This window comes from Pseudomonas furukawaii, from assembly GCF_002355475.1.
Lineage (GTDB): Bacteria > Pseudomonadota > Gammaproteobacteria > Pseudomonadales > Pseudomonadaceae > Metapseudomonas > Metapseudomonas furukawaii.
Genome location: NZ_AP014862.1, coordinates 4,594,056 through 4,608,495 on the forward strand (window position 1 = coordinate 4,594,056; position 14,440 = coordinate 4,608,495).

Below are 14,440 nucleotides of genomic sequence, written 5' to 3' on the forward strand. Positions count from 1 at the left end.
CCGGGTTCCTCAGCTCGAGTACTTGTAGCCGACCTCGCCATGGGCGGAGAGGTCCAGGCCGTCGACTTCGGATTCCTCATCCACCCGCAGGCCGCCGCAGAAGGCCGCCGCCACCTTGTAGGCGATCCAGCTGGTGAGGGCGGAGAAGAGCACGCTGAAGAGGATGGCGCCGCCGTTGATCAGCAACTGGTCCATCAGGGTGCGGCCTTCCGCGAAGCCCTGGCCGCCGAGCGCGGTGAGGGCGAACACCGGGGTCAGCAGGCCGCCGAGGATGCCGGCCACGCCGTGTACGCCGAAGACGTCGAAGGCGTCGTCCAGGCCGATCATGGGTTTCAGCTTGTCCACCGACCAGACGCACACCGGGCCGGCGATCAGCCCCAGCAGGATGGCGCCCATGGGGCCGACGAAGCCGCAGGCCGGGGTGATGGCCACCAGGCCGGCGATGGCGCCGGACACCGCGCCGAACAGGCTCGGTCGGCCACGGTGCTGCCACTCGACGAAGATCCAGCCCAGGGCGCCGGCGCAGCTGGCCAGCATGGTGTTGACCATCACCAGCATGGCGAAGCCGTTGGCGGCCAGCGCGCAGCCGCCGCAGAAGCCGAGCCAGCCGACCCAGAGCAGCGAGCCGCCGGTGAGGGTCATGGTCATGTTGTGCGGCGCCAGCGTGGGCGTGCCGAAACCACGACGACGCCCCACCAGCCAGGCGCCGACCAGGGCGGCGATGCCGACGTTGAGGTGCACCACGTTGCCCCCGGCGAAGTCCTGCACGCCCAGGTCGAACACCCAGCCACCGCCCCAGGCCATGTGGGCCATGGGGATGTAGTTGAGGGTCAGCCACGCGGCCATGAAGACCATGACGGCGGAGAACTTCATGCGCTCGGCGAAGCCGCCGACGATGATCGCCGGAGTGATGGCGGCGAACAGCAGCATGAAGAGGAAGTAGAGGTATTCCGGGATGGAGCCCACCACCGAGTCGGTGGTGATGCCGGCGAGGAACAGCTTGTCCACGCCGCCGATGATCGCCTGCAGCGAACCGCCGTCGGCGAAGGTCAGGCTGTAGCCGTAAATCGCGAAGAGCAACGATGCCAGGGACGCGCTGCAGAACACCTGCATCAGGATCGACAGCACGTTCTTGGTCCGCGCCATGCCGCCGTAGAACAGCGCCAGGCCCGGCAGGGTCATCAGCAGCACCACCAGGGAGCAGAGCGCCACGAAGGCGGTGTCGCCGCTGTTGATGGCGGGGGCCGCGTCGTCCGCGAACGCCGTTGCACAGCCAAGGAGAAGAGAAAGGCCCAAGGTACCGCGGCCCACAGGGGAAAACCGGATCATTGCCTATTGCCTCCAACCGACGGGGATTAGGCCGGTCCGCTGTCGGAAGGACGGACCGCCGTGCGTGCGCCCTAGGGGGAATGTCCAACTTCCTGAAGGGCAATTTTGTTTCCCCAGAGGCATAGCAATTGGCCTGCCAAGGCCGCAGCATGGGCTTGTATTTCTACTAAATCGTTGAATGTAAACGCTTTATGGGGAGGGACGGGGAGCGGTCGGGGTGGCTTGGCACAGGCGCACGCATTTTCTTGGTGCGAATTTGATTTTCCTGTGAGTCAAAATGGCCATTCATTCATCAGGATGGTGCCGGACCCGCACCAGAGGACAAGGTGCGCCAGTCCCCAGGATGGGTCGGGCGGCGTTCCGCGAGCCTGCGAAACCCATCGTTACCGAGCGCTCCAGCATGGGTTTCGCTTCGCTCTACCCATCCCACCGATCCACCATTCGGGCCCACGACAAGCATCGCCGGTGGAGGTGAAGCGCGACGTCCACCCTAGGCCCCTTGCGACACCCTGTAGGGTGCGCTGTGCGCACCGCAAAGCCGTCCCAGAAACAGGAAGGCCGGCGATCGCTCGCCGGCCTTCTTTGACTCGCACTACCGGGGAATCAGTAACCCTGCCCCGGAATCCAGCTGGTGCCGGCCAGCGGCACGCGGGCCATGGCGGCGGCTTCGACGGTCAGGGCCACCAGGTCCTCGGGGTCGAGGTTGTGCAGGTGGGACTTGCCGCAGGCGCGGGCCATGGTCTGGGCCTCCAGCACCAGCACGCGCAGGTAGTTGGCCAGGCGGCGGCCGGCTTCCACCGGGTCCAGGCGCCTGGACAGCTCCGGGTCCTGGGTGGTGATGCCGGCCGGGTCGCGGCCGTTCTGCCAGTCGTCGTAGTAGCCGGCGGCGGAGCCGATCTTCTTCAGCTCGGCGTCCAGGCGCGGGTGGTTGTCGCCCAGGGCCACCAGGGCGGCGGTGCCGATGGCCACCGCGTCGGCCCCCAGGGCCATGGCCTTGGCCACGTCGGCGCCGTTGCGGATGCCGCCGGAGACGATCAGTTGCACCTTGCGGTGCATGCCCATCTCCTGCAGCGCCTGCACGGCTTGCGGGATGGCCGGGAGGATCGGGATGCCCACGTGCTCGATGAAGACTTCCTGGGTGGCCGCGGTGCCGCCCTGCATGCCGTCGAGGACGATCACGTCGGCGCCGGCCTTCACCGCCAGCTTGACGTCGTAGTAGGGGCGGCTGGCGCCGATCTTCACGTAGATGGGTTTTTCCCAGTCGGTGATCTCGCGCAGCTCGGCGATCTTGATCGCCAGGTCGTCCGGGCCGGTCCAGTCGGGGTGGCGGCAGGCACTGCGCTGGTCGACGCCGATGGGCAGGGTGCGCATGCCGGCCACGCGCTCGGTGACCTTCATGCCCAGCAGCATGCCGCCGCCCCCCGGCTTGGCGCCCTGGCCGAGGACGATCTCGATGGCGTCGGCCTTGCGCAGGTCATCGGGGTTCATGCCGTAGCGCGATGGCAGGTACTGGTAGACCAGGTGCTGGGACTGGCCGCGCTCTTCCGGGGTCATGCCGCCGTCGCCGGTGGTGGTGCTGGTGCCGGCGATGCTGGCGCCACGGCCGAGGGCTTCCTTGGCGTTGGCCGACAGCGCGCCGAAGCTCATGCCGGCGATGGTCACCGGGATCTTCAGGTGGATCGGCTTCTTGGCGAAGCGGGTGCCGAGCACCACGTCGGTGCCGCATTTCTCGCGGTAGCCTTCCAGCGGGTAGCGGGAGACGGAGGCGCCCAGCAGCAGCAGGTCGTCGAAGTGCGGCAGCTTGCGCTTGGTGCCGCCGCCACGGATGTCGTAGATGCCGGTTTCGGCGGCGCGCTGGATTTCCTGGATGGTCAGGCGGTCGAAGGTGGCGGACTCGCGCAGCACCGGGGTGTGTTGTTCGCTCATTTGCAGTTCCTCGTCGGTGCTGGATCAGTACGCCGAAGCGTTGTCGACCTTGAAGTTGTACAGGGTGCGTGCCGAGCCGTAGCGCTTGAAGGCGGCCGGGTCCTCAATGAAGCCCGCGCGATTGAGCAACTCCTTCAGCTCCTCCAGGTGCTCGGGGCGCATCTCCTTCTCGATGCAGTCCGAACCCAGGGACTTCACGGTCCCCTTCACATAGATGCGGGTCTCGTAGAGGGAGTCGCCCAGGGCGTCGCCGGCATCGCCACAGACCACCAGGCGCCCGGCCTGGGCCATGAAGCAGCTCATGTGGCCGATGCTGCCGCCGACGACGATATCGACGCCCTTCATGGAGATGCCGCAGCGAGCGCCGGCATCGCCCTCGATCACCAGCAGCCCGCCATGGGCGGTGGCACCGGCGGCCTGGGAGGCACTGCCCTTCACCCGCACGCTGCCGGACATCATGTTCTCGGCCACGCCGACGCCAACGTTGCCGTGGACGGTGATGCTCGCCTTCTGGTTCATACCGGCGCAGTAGTAGCCGGCATGACCCTGGATATCGATGCTCACGGCCTGGTTCACGCCCACGGCCAGGTTGTGCTTGCCGTCGGGGCGGGTCACCACCCATTCGCGGTCCTGCACGTCGCCATGCAGGGCCTGGTTCAGTTCACGCACCGAGGCGGTGGAAAGATCGATGGTTTTCATACGGATGCTCCTCAGGCACGTTCCCAGATGTACAGGGTGGCCGGCTCCGGCTCCCACACTTTTGCTTTATCGATACCCGGCAGACTCGCCAGGGCCTGGTACTCCGAGGCCATGGCCACGTAGTCGTCGGTCTCGGCGAGGATCGCCGGCTTGCAGGCGATGGGGTCGCGGATCACCGCGAAGCCATTGCGGGTGCCGATGGCGAAGGTGAAGAAGCCGTCCAGGTCCTCCAGGGACTTGTCCAGGGCCTCCTTCAGGCTGTCGCCCTGCTGCAGGCGCCAGGTCAGGTAGCCGGCGGCCACCTCGGTGTCGTTCTCGGTCTCGAAGGCGATGCCCTGGCGCTTGAGTTCCTGGCGCAGGCGGAAGTGGTTGGACAGCGAGCCGTTGTGCACCAGGCAGAGGTCGGCGCCGGTGGAGAAGGGGTGGCTCCCTTCCATGGTCACGGCGCTTTCGGTGGCCATGCGGGTGTGGCCGATGATGTGGCTGCCCTTCATTCGGGCCAGGCCGAAGCGCTCGGAGATTTCCTTCGGCAGGCCCATGCCCTTGAGGATCTCGATGCTCTGGCCGGCGCTCATGATGCGCACGCCGGGGGCCAGCTCGGCGAGGGCGGCACGCACGGCGGCCTCGTCGCTGTGGACCTTGAGCACCGCGGCGCTGGCGTTCTGGAACCAGTCCAGGGAACAGCCGAGGCGGCCTTCCAGGGCGCCCATCAGGGCCTTCCAGTCGTAGCCGCCCTCGGTGGCCTGGAGGGTCAGCTTGATCCAGCCCTCGGCCACTTCATCGCCGTAGATGGCGAAGCCGGCGCTGTCCGGGCCACGGTCGGTCATGGCTTCCAGCATGGGTTCGAAGAGCTTGCCGAGCTGGCCTTCCAGCTCGGGCTTTTTCAGGTAAAGACCTACGATGCCGCACATGGCGTGTCTCCTCGGGAGGCAGTGGGTAATCAGAAGAATTCGGTGTAGCGCTGGATCTCCCAGTCGGAGACGTGGCGGCTGTACTCCACCCACTCCATGCGCTTCTGCTTGATGAACTCGTCGACGATCTCGCGGCCCAGCACCTCGCGGAACAGCGGGTCGGCGTCGAGGGCGTCGGTGGCTTCCTTGAGCGACTGCGGCAGCGTCTTGATGCCGCGCGCGGCGATCTCCTCCAGGCTCAGGTCGTAGAGGTTCTCGTTGCAGATGGTGCCGGGCTCCAACTGGCGGTCGATGCCGTCGAGGCCGGCGGCGATGATCGCGGCGGTGACCAGGTAGGGGTTGCAGCCGGCATCGGGCAGGCGCAGCTCCAGGCGGCCGTAGGGCACGCGAACCATGGCCGAGCGGTTATTGGCGCCGAAGGCGATGAAGGCCGGCGCCCAGGTGGCGCCGGACAGCGAACGCCCCACCACCAGGCGCTTGTAGGAGTTCACCGTGGGCGCGGCGAAGGCGCACAGGGCCGGGCCGTGGGCCAGCAGGCCGGCGGCGAAGTGGTAGGCGAGCCGGGACAGGCCCATGCCGTTCGGGTCACTGTCGTCGTGGAACAGGTTCCTGTTCGTCGCGCTGGCGATGGAAAGGTGGAAATGCATGCCGTTGCCGGCGCGCCTCGGATCGGGCTTGGGCATGAAGGAGCAGATCATGCCCATGTCGTTGGCGATCTCGCCGGCGGCCATGCGGAAGAAGGTGAAGCGGTCCGCCGACTCCATGGCATCGCTGTAGGTGTAGTTGATCTCGAACTGGCCGTTGGCGTCCTCGTGGTCGATCTGATAGATGTCGAAGCCCACCGGTTGCAGGGCCTCGGTCAGGCGCTCGAGGAATTCGCGGGAGCGGGACAGGCCCTTGTAGTCGTAGCAGGGCTTGTCGAGGTTGTCGGAGGCGTCCACCAGTTGCAGCCGGCCACTGGCATCACGACGGAACAGGCTGAATTCCGGCTCCAGGCCGGTGTTCAGGATCCAGCCCTTGTCGGTCAGGCGCTGTACCTGCTGCTGCAGGACATAGCGTGGGTCATAGGGCCAGGGCTTGCCTTCGACGTGGCCGATGCACACCACGCGGCCATAGCCGGGCTGCCAGGGCACCGGGATCAGGGTAGAGAGGTCGCCACGGGCCATGAAGTCCGGGCCATGGGGCTGCATACCCATGCCGCAGATGGCGAATCCGGCGAACCCGGCGCCCTCTTCCGCCACCGCCTTGAGGCCGGACACGGGCACGGACTTGGTCTTCGCGGCGCCGTGGATATCGACGAACTGGGCCAGCACGTACTTGATGCCGTGCTGGTCGATGATGCGCTGCGTTTCGGTTGGCAACATGGGTCTTCACTCCTGGATTAGGGCAAGGCGAGCGTTGGATGGCAGGCGATCAAGGACGGAGCGGCGCACGACTGCCACCGGGGTCCGGGTCGTCTGAATGGGCGGGTGGCGGCCAGGCTTTTTCATTGAATTCCACACAGGAAATTTAGTTTCCCATCAGGAATGCAAGCAGCTTGCCAATCCGGAATGCACGAGGAGGAAGAACTCGGTTTTGCGCCGAGCTACTGTTTATATGGGAAAATCGTTTTCACTGTGGGAAAGTCCCGTGCCGCCTTCCGGACCTGGACACCCGATTCGCACTTTCTCAGTGCGAAAAATAAATTCTTGAACTGAAACCGTGCAGGATAGCCGCCCATGACCACCGAGACCCCGCCCCGCCTCCGCCTGGAGCAGTACCTGGGCATGCAGATCAAGCGCCAGCGCCAGGCCCAGGAGCTGAAACTGGCGGATGTGGCGCGTATCGCCGGTATCAGCCAGGGCATGCTGAGCAAGATCGAGAACGCCCAGGTCTCCACCAGCCTGGACACCCTCAGCCGCCTGTGCGACGTGCTGGGCATGCCCATGTCCAAGCTGTTCAGCCAGTACGACCAGCCCGACGGCAATGCCATCCTGGTGAAGGCCGGCGACGGCATGGAGGTGGTTCGCCGGGGCACCGAGAAGGGCCACACCTACCACCTGCTCAACCACACCCGTGGGCCCAAGAAGAACTTCGAGGCTTACATGGTGAGCATGGATGACGCCAGCGAGGAGTTCCCCACCTTCGCCCACCCCGGCACCGAGTTCCTCCACCTGCTGGAAGGCGAACTGGTCTACCGCCACGGCAACCAGCTCTACCACATGGAAGCCGGCGACAGCCTGACCTTCGACGGCGACGTGCCCCACGGGCCGGAAAAGCTGCTGAAGGTGCCGATCCGCCTGCTGTCGGTGATGAACTACGGCAGCGAGTAAGGCCGTTTCCCCCGCAAGGTGCGCCCGGTAACGCCATTCCGCTGCGCATGGCGCACCCTACCCCTCTGTTTCCCGCCATGCCGCAGGGTGCGCCGCGCGCACCGTTCTGCGCTCCATCGCTAACGCGACAAAAGTTTCCTGACAGGATAAAAATTTTCACAACAGGCTAGACCTGCACCCTCACTTCGCCTATAAAAGCGCCACAGGAATTTTAATTTCCTGACAGTAAAAATAATTCGCCCGCGAAATCCCATTTCGCCCATGCAATCTTCCCGCCTTGCGATGAGCTGCCGCCCCACAACCGAGGACCCGACATGCAACACGCCACCAGCCATTTCATCCTCAAGGTCAGTTGCCCGGCCACGTCCGGCATCGTTGCGGCGGTGACCACCTACCTGGCGGACAAGGGCTGCTACATCAGCGAGATGTCCCAGTTCGACGACGACACCAGCGGCCGCTTCTTCATGCGCGCGGTGTTCCGCTTCAACGACCGGTACGAAGGCGATATCGACGAGGTCGAACAGGGCTTCGACACCGTGGCTCGCCGCTTCGAGATGGAATGGTCCCTGCACGGCACCGCGCAACCGATGCGCGTGCTGCTGATGGTCAGCAAGTACGACCACTGCCTGGCCGACCTGCTCTACCGCCACCAGAAGGGCGAGATGGACATGCGCATCACCGCCATCGTCTCCAACCACCTGGACCTGCGCCCGATGGCCGAGCGCGAAGGCATCCGCTTCGTCTACCTGCCGGTCACCCGGGACACCAAGGCCCAGCAGGAAGCCGCGCTACTGCAACTGGTGGAGGAAACCGGCACTGAGCTGGTGGTGCTCGCCCGCTACATGCAGATCCTCTCCGATGACCTCTGCAAGCAGCTCTCCGGCCGCGCCATCAACATCCACCACTCCTTCCTCCCCGGCTTCAAGGGCGCCAAGCCCTACCACCAGGCCTTCGAACGCGGCGTGAAGCTGATCGGCGCCACCGCCCACTACGTGACCTCCGACCTCGACGAAGGCCCGATCATCGAGCAGGAAGTGCAGCGCGTGGACCACGCCTACCTGCCCGACGATCTGGTCGCCATCGGCCGCGATACCGAGACCGTGGCCCTGTCCAGGGCGGTGAAGTACCACCTGGAGCACCGCGTCTTCCTCAATGGCGACCGCACGGTGATCTTCCGGTGAACGCACAAGCCCCCGTACAGATCATCGACGGCAAGGCCGCCGCCGCCCGCGTGCTGGCCGAGGTCAGCGCCGAGGTGCAGGCCATGAAGGCCCGGGGCGTCGCCCCGGCCCTGGCGGTGATCCTCGTCGGCCAGGACCCGGCCAGCCAGGTCTACGTGCGCAACAAGGTGCTGCGCGCCGAGGAATGCGGCATCCGCTCCCTGGAGTTCAGGCGCCCGGCCGAGACCGACGAGGCCGAGCTGCTGGACCTTATCCACAACCTCAATGCCGACCCCGACGTCCACGGCATCCTGGTCCAGCTGCCGCTGCCGGACCACATCGACGAAGCCCGCGTGCTCCAGGCCGTCAGCCCGCTGAAGGACGTGGATGGTTTCCACGCCGAGAACGTCGGCGGACTCAGCCAGGGCCGCGAGGTGCTCACGCCCTGCACCCCGGCCGGCTGCCTGCGCCTCCTGCAGGACAGCTGCGGCGACCTCGCCGGCAAGCACGCCGTGGTGATCGGCCGCTCCAACATCGTCGGCAAGCCCATGGCCGCCCTGCTGCTGAAGGCCCATTGCAGCGTGACCGTGGTGCATTCCCGCAGCGCCAACCTGAAGGACCTCTGCCGCCAGGCCGACATCGTCGTCGCCGCCGTCGGCAGGCCGCGCCTGGTGGACGCCGACTGGCTCAAGCCCGGCGCCGTGGTCATCGACGTCGGCATCAACCGCATCGACGAAGGCGGCCGCTCGCGCCTCGTCGGCGATGTGGATTTCGACTCCGCCATCGCCCGGGCCGCCGCCATCACCCCGGTTCCCGGCGGCGTCGGCCCCATGACCATCGCCTTCCTGATGAAGAACACCCTGGCCGCAGCTCGCCTGCAGCATTCCGACCTGCCCGCAACCGTCCAGCATCCGGAGGCGCCATGCCTTTCAATCTCCTGAAATACGGCCTGAGCTCCGAATACCCGGTGGAGGTGGACCTGCCGCCGCCCACCGAGCTCAAGCCCTCCTACGACGTGGTGATCATCGGCGGCGGCGGCCATGGCCTGGCCATCGCCTACTACCTGTCGAAGTACCACGGCATCACCAATGTGGCGGTGCTGGAGAAGGCCTACCTGGGCGGCGGCAATACCGCGCGCAACACGGCGGTGATCCGCTCCAACTACCTCACTTCCGAGGGCGTGCGCTTCTACGCCGAGTCGGTGAAGCTGTTCCAGAACCTCTCCAACGAGTTCGACTTCAACATCATGTATTCCGAGCGCGGCCAGCTCACCCTGGCCCACACGGACGCCACGGTGCGCGCCTTCCGCCAGCGCGCCGAAGTGAACAGGCACTTCGGCGGACGCACCGAGATGATCGACCGCCAGCAGATCCGCGAGCTGGTGCCGACCCTGAACCTCGACCCCGGCCACCTGCCGGTGCTGGCCGGGCTCTGGCACATCGACGGCGCCACCGCCCGCCACGACGCCGTGGCCTGGGGCTACGCCAAGCAGGCGGCCAAGCGCGGCGTGGAAATCCACCAGCTCACCGAGGTGCAGGACCTGGTGATCGAGCACGGCCGCATCACCGCCGTGAAGACCAATCGCGGCACGGTGAAGTGCGGCTGCGCGGTGCAGGCCATCGCCGGCGCCAGCTCGCTGCTGCTGGCCAAGGCCGGTATCCGCGCGCCGATCCACACCTACCCGCTGCAGGCCATGGTGACCCAGCCGTTCAAGCCCTTCCTCGACCCGCTGGTGAGTTCCTCCGCCCTGCACTGCTACGTGCAGCAGACCAGCCGGGGCGAGATCGTCTTCGGCGGCGGTTCCGACCCCTACCCGCTGTACAACACCCGTTCGACCCTGGACCTGAAGGAAAGCCTGCTGGCCCATGCCATCGAGATGTTCCCCTTCATGGCCAACGCCAAGCTGATGCGCCAATGGGCGGGCATCACCGACATGACCCCGGACTACAGCCCGATCATGGGCCTCTCCCCGGTGCAGAACTATTACCTCGACGCTGGCTGGGGCACCTGGGGCTTCAAGTCCACGCCCATCTGCGGCAAGACCATGGCCGAACTGGTGGCCAGCGGCGGCAAGGTGCCGGACCTGATCAGGCCCTTCGCCCTGGACCGCTTCAGCACCTTCCAGCAGGTCAACGAGATGGGCGCCACCGCCGCCAGCCACTAAGGAATCCCCCGTAGGAGCGAGCGGAGCTCGCTCCTACGATTACCGACTACCGCAGCCTTGATCGCTAGGGAGTGAAGCCTATGAAGATCATGAATTGCCCATTGAACGGGCCACGGAACATCAGCGAATTCACCTACGGCGGCGAATTCAAGGTGATGCCCGACCCGGCCACCTGCAGCGACGCCGAGTGGGCCGACTACGTGTTCAACTGCGACAACCGCGCCGGCATCGTCCGCGAGTGGTGGCTGCACAACGCCTCCAGCTACTGGTTCATCGCCGAGCGCCACACCGTCACCGACCAGATCGTTCGCACCTTCGACCCGAAGGAAGTCTTCACCCAGCGGGTCGAGTTCGCCCCCCTCGCCCAGGAGATCGCCGGATGAGCCGCCTCCCCGCCCCCATGGGGCTGCTGATCGACCGTGACCAGCCGCTCCGCTTCAGCTTCGATGGCCGTGACTACCAGGGCCTGGCCGGCGACAGCATCGCCAGCGCCCTGCTGGCCAACGGCCGCTGGCTGCTCTCGCGCTCCTTCAAGTACCACCGCCCGCGCGGGCCTCTGACCCTGGCCGGCCAGGACGCCAACACCCTGGTGCAGTTGCCGGACGAGCCCAATGTGCTGGCCGATGCCCACGCCATCAGCGCCGGCCTGAGCGTCACCGGACAGAACTTCAACGGCTCGCTGGACAACGACCGCGACGCGTACCTCGGCAAGTTCTCGAAGTTCATGCCGGTAGGCTTCTACTACCGCTCCTTCTACAAGCCCAGGGGCATGTGGAAGGTCTGGGAACCCCTGATCCGCAAGAAAGCCGGCCTCGGCGTGCTGAACCTGGACTTCAAGCCCCAGTACTACGACAAGGCCTACCTGTTCGTGGACGTCGCCATAGTCGGCGCCGGCCCGGCCGGGCTTTCCGCCGCCCTGACCGCCGCCAACGCCGGCGCCAAGGTGCTGCTGATCGAGCAGCAGCCGGTGCTCGGTGGCTCGCTCACCTACGCCCGCTTCGATGTGGAAGGCCGCCGCGCCGAACACCTGCGCCGCGAGCTGGTGGCGGCCGTGGAAGGCCACGCCAACATCCAGGTGCTGAAAGAAGCCACCTGCAACGCCTGGTTCACCGAGCACTACCTGCCGGTGATCCAGGGCAAGCGGATGTACAAGGTGCGCGCCCGCCGCTGCATCGTCAGCGCCGGCTCCTTCGACCAGCCGGTGGTGTTCCGCAACAACGACCTGCCCGGCGTCATGCTGGCCAGCGCCGCCCAGCGGCTGATGAAGCTCTATGCGGTCAAGCCCGGCCAGCGCGCCGTGGTGCTCACCGGCAACGACGACGGCTACCTGGCCGCCCTCGACCTCGCCGAGCAGGGCGTGCAGGTGGCCGCCCTGGTGGACATGCGCCCGCAGCCCGCGGACGGCGCACTGCAGATCGCCGTGGAAAGGCAGGGCATCCCCTGCCACCTGGGCAGCACCGTCTACGAAGCGCTCCATGAAAAAGGCCTGCGCCATGTCAGCGGCGTCGACATCCGCCGCATCACCGCCCAGGGCCAGGTGGCCAGCCAGGGCCAACTGCTGGCCTGCGACCTGCTGTGCATGTCCGCCGGCTACATGCCGGTCTACCAGTTGCTCTGCCAGGCCGGCGGCAAGCTGACCTACGACGACCCGCGCGCCGAGTTCGCCATCAGCGGCCTGCCGGACGGCCTGGACATCGCCGGCTCGGTGAACGGCCGGCACCACCTGGACAACGTGCTGCAGGACGGCGCCCGCGCCGCAGCCGAGGCCGTCGCCGCCCTGGGCCTGGACGCCGGCATCGGCGCCCTGAGCTTCCGTGGCGAGGCCCGGGTGAACTTCGACTGGCCGATCTTCCCCCACCCCAAGGGCAAGGATTTCGTCGACTTCGACGAGGACCTGCAGGTGCGCGACATCGTCAACGCCACCCGCCACGGCTACCGCGACGTGCAACTGGTCAAGCGCTTCTCCACCGTCGGCATGGGACCGTCCCAGGGGCGGCACTCGGCGCTGCCCACCGCGCGCCTGGTGGCCCAGGCCACCGGCCGCAGCATCAGCGAAACCGGCGTGACCACCGCGCGTCCGCCCTTCGAGGCCGAGAAGCTCGCCCACGTCGCCGGCCGCGCCTTCGACCCTTACCGCCAGACCGCGATGCACAGCCGCCACCTGGCCGCCGGCGCGAAGCTGATGCCGGCCGGCATCTGGCAGCGCCCGGCCTACTACGGCAAGCCGGAGGACCGCGAACGCTGCATGCAGGAAGAGGCCCGCCATGTGCGCGAAAAGGTCGGCCTGATCGACGTTTCCACCCTGGGCGGCCTGGACCTGCGCGGCCCGGACGCCGCCGAGCTGCTGGAGCGCATGTACACCCTGCCCTTCAGGAAGCAGCCGGTGGCCCGCACCCGCTACGCGCTGATGACCAACGAGCACGGCGTGGTGATCGACGACGGCGTCTGCGGCCGCCTGGCGGAGAACCACTTCTACGTCACCGCCACCACCAGCGGCGTCGACCGCATCTACCAGCAGATGCTCAAGTGGAACGCCCAGTGGCGCCTCCAGGTGGACATCACCAACGTCACCGCCGCCCTGGCCGCGGTGAACCTCGCCGGCCCCCTCTCCCGCCGCGTGCTGGAGAAGGTCTGCCGCGACGTCGACCTGTCCGCCGGGGGCTTCCCCTACCTCGCCCTGCGCACCGGCACCGTGGCCGGCATCCCCGCGCGCCTGATGCGCGTCGGCTTCGTCGGCGAGCTGGGCTACGAGATCCACGTACCCGCCCGCCACGGCGGCGCACTGTGGGACGCCCTGATGGACGCCGGCGCCGAGTTCGGCATCCGCCCCTTCGGCGTCGAGACCCAGCGCCTGCTGCGCCTGGAGAAGGGCCACCTGATCATCAGCCAGGACACCGATGGCATGACCCACCCCGGCGAGATCGACATGGACTGGGCCATCGGCCGCAAGAAGCCCTTCTTCGTCGGCAAGCGCTCGATCGAGATCCTCGAACGCCAGCCGCTGAAGCGCAAACTGGTGGGCTTCACCCTGCCCAAGGGCAGCCCGCAGCCGCTGGAAGGCCACCTGGTGCTGAAGGGGCCGGACATCAGCGGCAACGTCACCTCCTGCGAGTACTCGGCCACCCTCGGCCGGATCATCGGCCTGGCCTACGCCGGGGCCGACCAGGCCGAGCCGGGGTCGCTGATCCCGATCCGCGTCGAAGGTGGTGCCGTGGTCCAGGCCACCGTGGTGCAACTGCCCTTCTATGACCCCGCCAACCTGCGCCAGGAGCTCTGAGCCATGACCAGTCTCAACCCCATCGAGCGCTGTGCGCTCGTCGACCTCACCGACCTGCCCCGGGTCGGCTTCCGTGGCCTGGACAGCGCCGCATGGCTCGGCACACGCGGCTACCAGTTGCCGGAGGCGCCCAACCGCGCCCTGGCCCAGCCCGACGGCGGCTGGGTGGCGCGGCTGTCGCAGACCGAGTACCTGCTGCTCGGCAGCCTGGCGGACCGGGGCGCGCGCATCGCCGCCGAGGAAGCCGGCTGGCAACTGACGGACGCGGCCAACTACCTGCTTCCGCGCCAGGACAGCCACGCCTGGCTGCAACTGTCCGGGTGCCACGTGGCGGAGGTGATGGCCAAGGTCTGCGGCGTCGACCTGCGGCCCCAGGCCTTCCCCGCCGGCAGCGTGGCGCAGACCTCGGCGGCGCGGATCAACGTCATCCTGATCAACGTCGGCACGGACGAGCTGCCGCGCTTCCATATCCTCTGCGACCGGCCGTCCCTGGAATATTTCCAGGGCGCCATGCTGGATGCCATGGACGAGTTCGGCGGCCAGCCGGTTGGGTTGGACGCCCTGCTCTCGTAGGTTGGCGCAGAGCGGAGCGAAGCCCAGCATGGCGCGCACAGCGGGCCCTGATCGTTGGGCTTCGTATCTCTGCCCAACCTACGCCGAGC

12 protein-coding genes are annotated in these 14,440 nt (G+C 67.1%); 7 read left to right on the forward strand and 5 right to left on the reverse strand.

From position 1 onward, the window contains the following. Nucleotides 1–9: 9 nt before the first annotated feature. The 5 genes from KF707C_RS21185 to glnT all read right to left on the reverse strand — a co-directional run bounded on the left by KF707C_RS21185 (nucleotide 10) and on the right by glnT (nucleotide 6,229). Entirely contained in the window at nucleotides 10–1,329 is a 1,320-nt protein-coding gene (locus KF707C_RS21185; protein WP_003452223.1) for an ammonium transporter, read from the reverse strand. A 603-nt stretch (nucleotides 1,330–1,932) separates the two neighbouring features. Further along, nucleotides 1,933–3,255: an FMN-binding glutamate synthase family protein gene (locus KF707C_RS21190; RefSeq protein WP_003452222.1), complete on the reverse strand. Its 1,323-nt coding sequence runs from the start codon at nucleotides 3,253–3,255 to the stop codon at nucleotides 1,933–1,935. Nucleotides 3,256–3,279: 24 nt separating this feature from the next. Further along, on the reverse strand, nucleotides 3,280–3,954 hold the full coding sequence (locus KF707C_RS21195) for a GltB/FmdC/FwdC-like GXGXG domain-containing protein (RefSeq protein WP_003452220.1): 675 nt from the start codon (nucleotides 3,952–3,954) through the stop codon (nucleotides 3,280–3,282). Nucleotides 3,955–3,965: 11 nt separating this feature from the next. Further along, nucleotides 3,966–4,865 carry a class II glutamine amidotransferase gene (locus KF707C_RS21200; protein ID WP_003452218.1) on the reverse strand — a complete coding sequence of 300 codons (900 nt, stop codon included), beginning with the start codon at nucleotides 4,863–4,865 and terminating at the stop codon, nucleotides 3,966–3,968. Between the two features lie 29 nt (nucleotides 4,866–4,894). Then, the gene (gene glnT, locus KF707C_RS21205; protein WP_003452216.1) at nucleotides 4,895–6,229 is read right to left on the reverse strand and encodes a type III glutamate--ammonia ligase; all 1,335 of its coding nucleotides are present in this window, start codon (nucleotides 6,227–6,229) and stop codon (nucleotides 4,895–4,897) included. A 354-nt stretch (nucleotides 6,230–6,583) separates the two neighbouring features. Between glnT and KF707C_RS21210 the strand changes: the two genes are divergently transcribed. The 7 genes from KF707C_RS21210 (at nucleotide 6,584) to KF707C_RS21240 (ending at nucleotide 14,351) form a co-directional block, all read left to right on the forward strand. After that, nucleotides 6,584–7,177, forward strand: a complete 594-nt coding sequence (locus KF707C_RS21210) for a cupin domain-containing protein (protein ID WP_003452214.1) — start codon at nucleotides 6,584–6,586, stop codon at nucleotides 7,175–7,177. Nucleotides 7,178–7,491: 314 nt separating this feature from the next. Continuing rightward, nucleotides 7,492–8,358, forward strand: a complete 867-nt coding sequence (gene purU / locus KF707C_RS21215; RefSeq protein ID WP_003452212.1) for a formyltetrahydrofolate deformylase — start codon at nucleotides 7,492–7,494, stop codon at nucleotides 8,356–8,358. After that, nucleotides 8,355–9,278, forward strand: coding sequence for a bifunctional methylenetetrahydrofolate dehydrogenase/methenyltetrahydrofolate cyclohydrolase FolD (gene folD, locus KF707C_RS21220; protein ID WP_096368054.1), 924 nt, complete (start codon nucleotides 8,355–8,357; stop codon nucleotides 9,276–9,278). Before purU ends, folD begins: the two co-directional genes overlap by 4 nt. After that, entirely contained in the window at nucleotides 9,260–10,501 is a 1,242-nt protein-coding gene (locus tag KF707C_RS21225; RefSeq protein ID WP_004420933.1) for an FAD-dependent oxidoreductase, read from the forward strand. Before folD ends, KF707C_RS21225 begins: the two co-directional genes overlap by 19 nt. 80 nt (nucleotides 10,502–10,581) lie before the next feature. Next, a complete protein-coding gene (locus KF707C_RS21230) occupies nucleotides 10,582–10,884 on the forward strand; it encodes a sarcosine oxidase subunit delta (protein WP_004420932.1) in 303 nt (100 codons plus the stop codon). Then, nucleotides 10,881–13,778: an FAD-dependent oxidoreductase gene (locus KF707C_RS21235; protein ID WP_004420931.1), complete on the forward strand. Its 2,898-nt coding sequence runs from the start codon at nucleotides 10,881–10,883 to the stop codon at nucleotides 13,776–13,778. Before KF707C_RS21230 ends, KF707C_RS21235 begins: the two co-directional genes overlap by 4 nt. Before the next feature lie 3 nt (nucleotides 13,779–13,781). Continuing rightward, nucleotides 13,782–14,351 carry a sarcosine oxidase subunit gamma gene (locus KF707C_RS21240; RefSeq protein WP_003449594.1) on the forward strand — a complete coding sequence of 190 codons (570 nt, stop codon included), beginning with the start codon at nucleotides 13,782–13,784 and terminating at the stop codon, nucleotides 14,349–14,351. The last annotated feature ends 89 nt before the right edge of the window (nucleotides 14,352–14,440 follow it).

Bases quoted from the DNA above. Each gene is read 5' to 3' on its own strand.
- KF707C_RS21230 (WP_004420932.1), top strand. From the start codon at position 10,582: ATGAAGATCATGAATTGCCCATTGAACGGGCCACGGAACATCAGCGAA.
- KF707C_RS21190 (WP_003452222.1), bottom strand. From the start codon at position 3,255: ATGAGCGAACAACACACCCCGGTGCTGCGCGAGTCCGCCACCTTCGAC.
- KF707C_RS21200 (WP_003452218.1), bottom strand. From the start codon at position 4,865: ATGTGCGGCATCGTAGGTCTTTACCTGAAAAAGCCCGAGCTGGAAGGC.
- purU (WP_003452212.1), top strand. From the start codon at position 7,492: ATGCAACACGCCACCAGCCATTTCATCCTCAAGGTCAGTTGCCCGGCC.
- KF707C_RS21225 (WP_004420933.1), top strand. From the start codon at position 9,260: ATGCCTTTCAATCTCCTGAAATACGGCCTGAGCTCCGAATACCCGGTG.
- KF707C_RS21185 (WP_003452223.1), bottom strand. From the start codon at position 1,329: ATGATCCGGTTTTCCCCTGTGGGCCGCGGTACCTTGGGCCTTTCTCTT.
- glnT (WP_003452216.1), bottom strand. From the start codon at position 6,229: ATGTTGCCAACCGAAACGCAGCGCATCATCGACCAGCACGGCATCAAG.
- KF707C_RS21240 (WP_003449594.1), top strand. From the start codon at position 13,782: ATGACCAGTCTCAACCCCATCGAGCGCTGTGCGCTCGTCGACCTCACC.
- KF707C_RS21235 (WP_004420931.1), top strand. From the start codon at position 10,881: ATGAGCCGCCTCCCCGCCCCCATGGGGCTGCTGATCGACCGTGACCAG.
- KF707C_RS21210 (WP_003452214.1), top strand. From the start codon at position 6,584: ATGACCACCGAGACCCCGCCCCGCCTCCGCCTGGAGCAGTACCTGGGC.
- KF707C_RS21195 (WP_003452220.1), bottom strand. From the start codon at position 3,954: ATGAAAACCATCGATCTTTCCACCGCCTCGGTGCGTGAACTGAACCAG.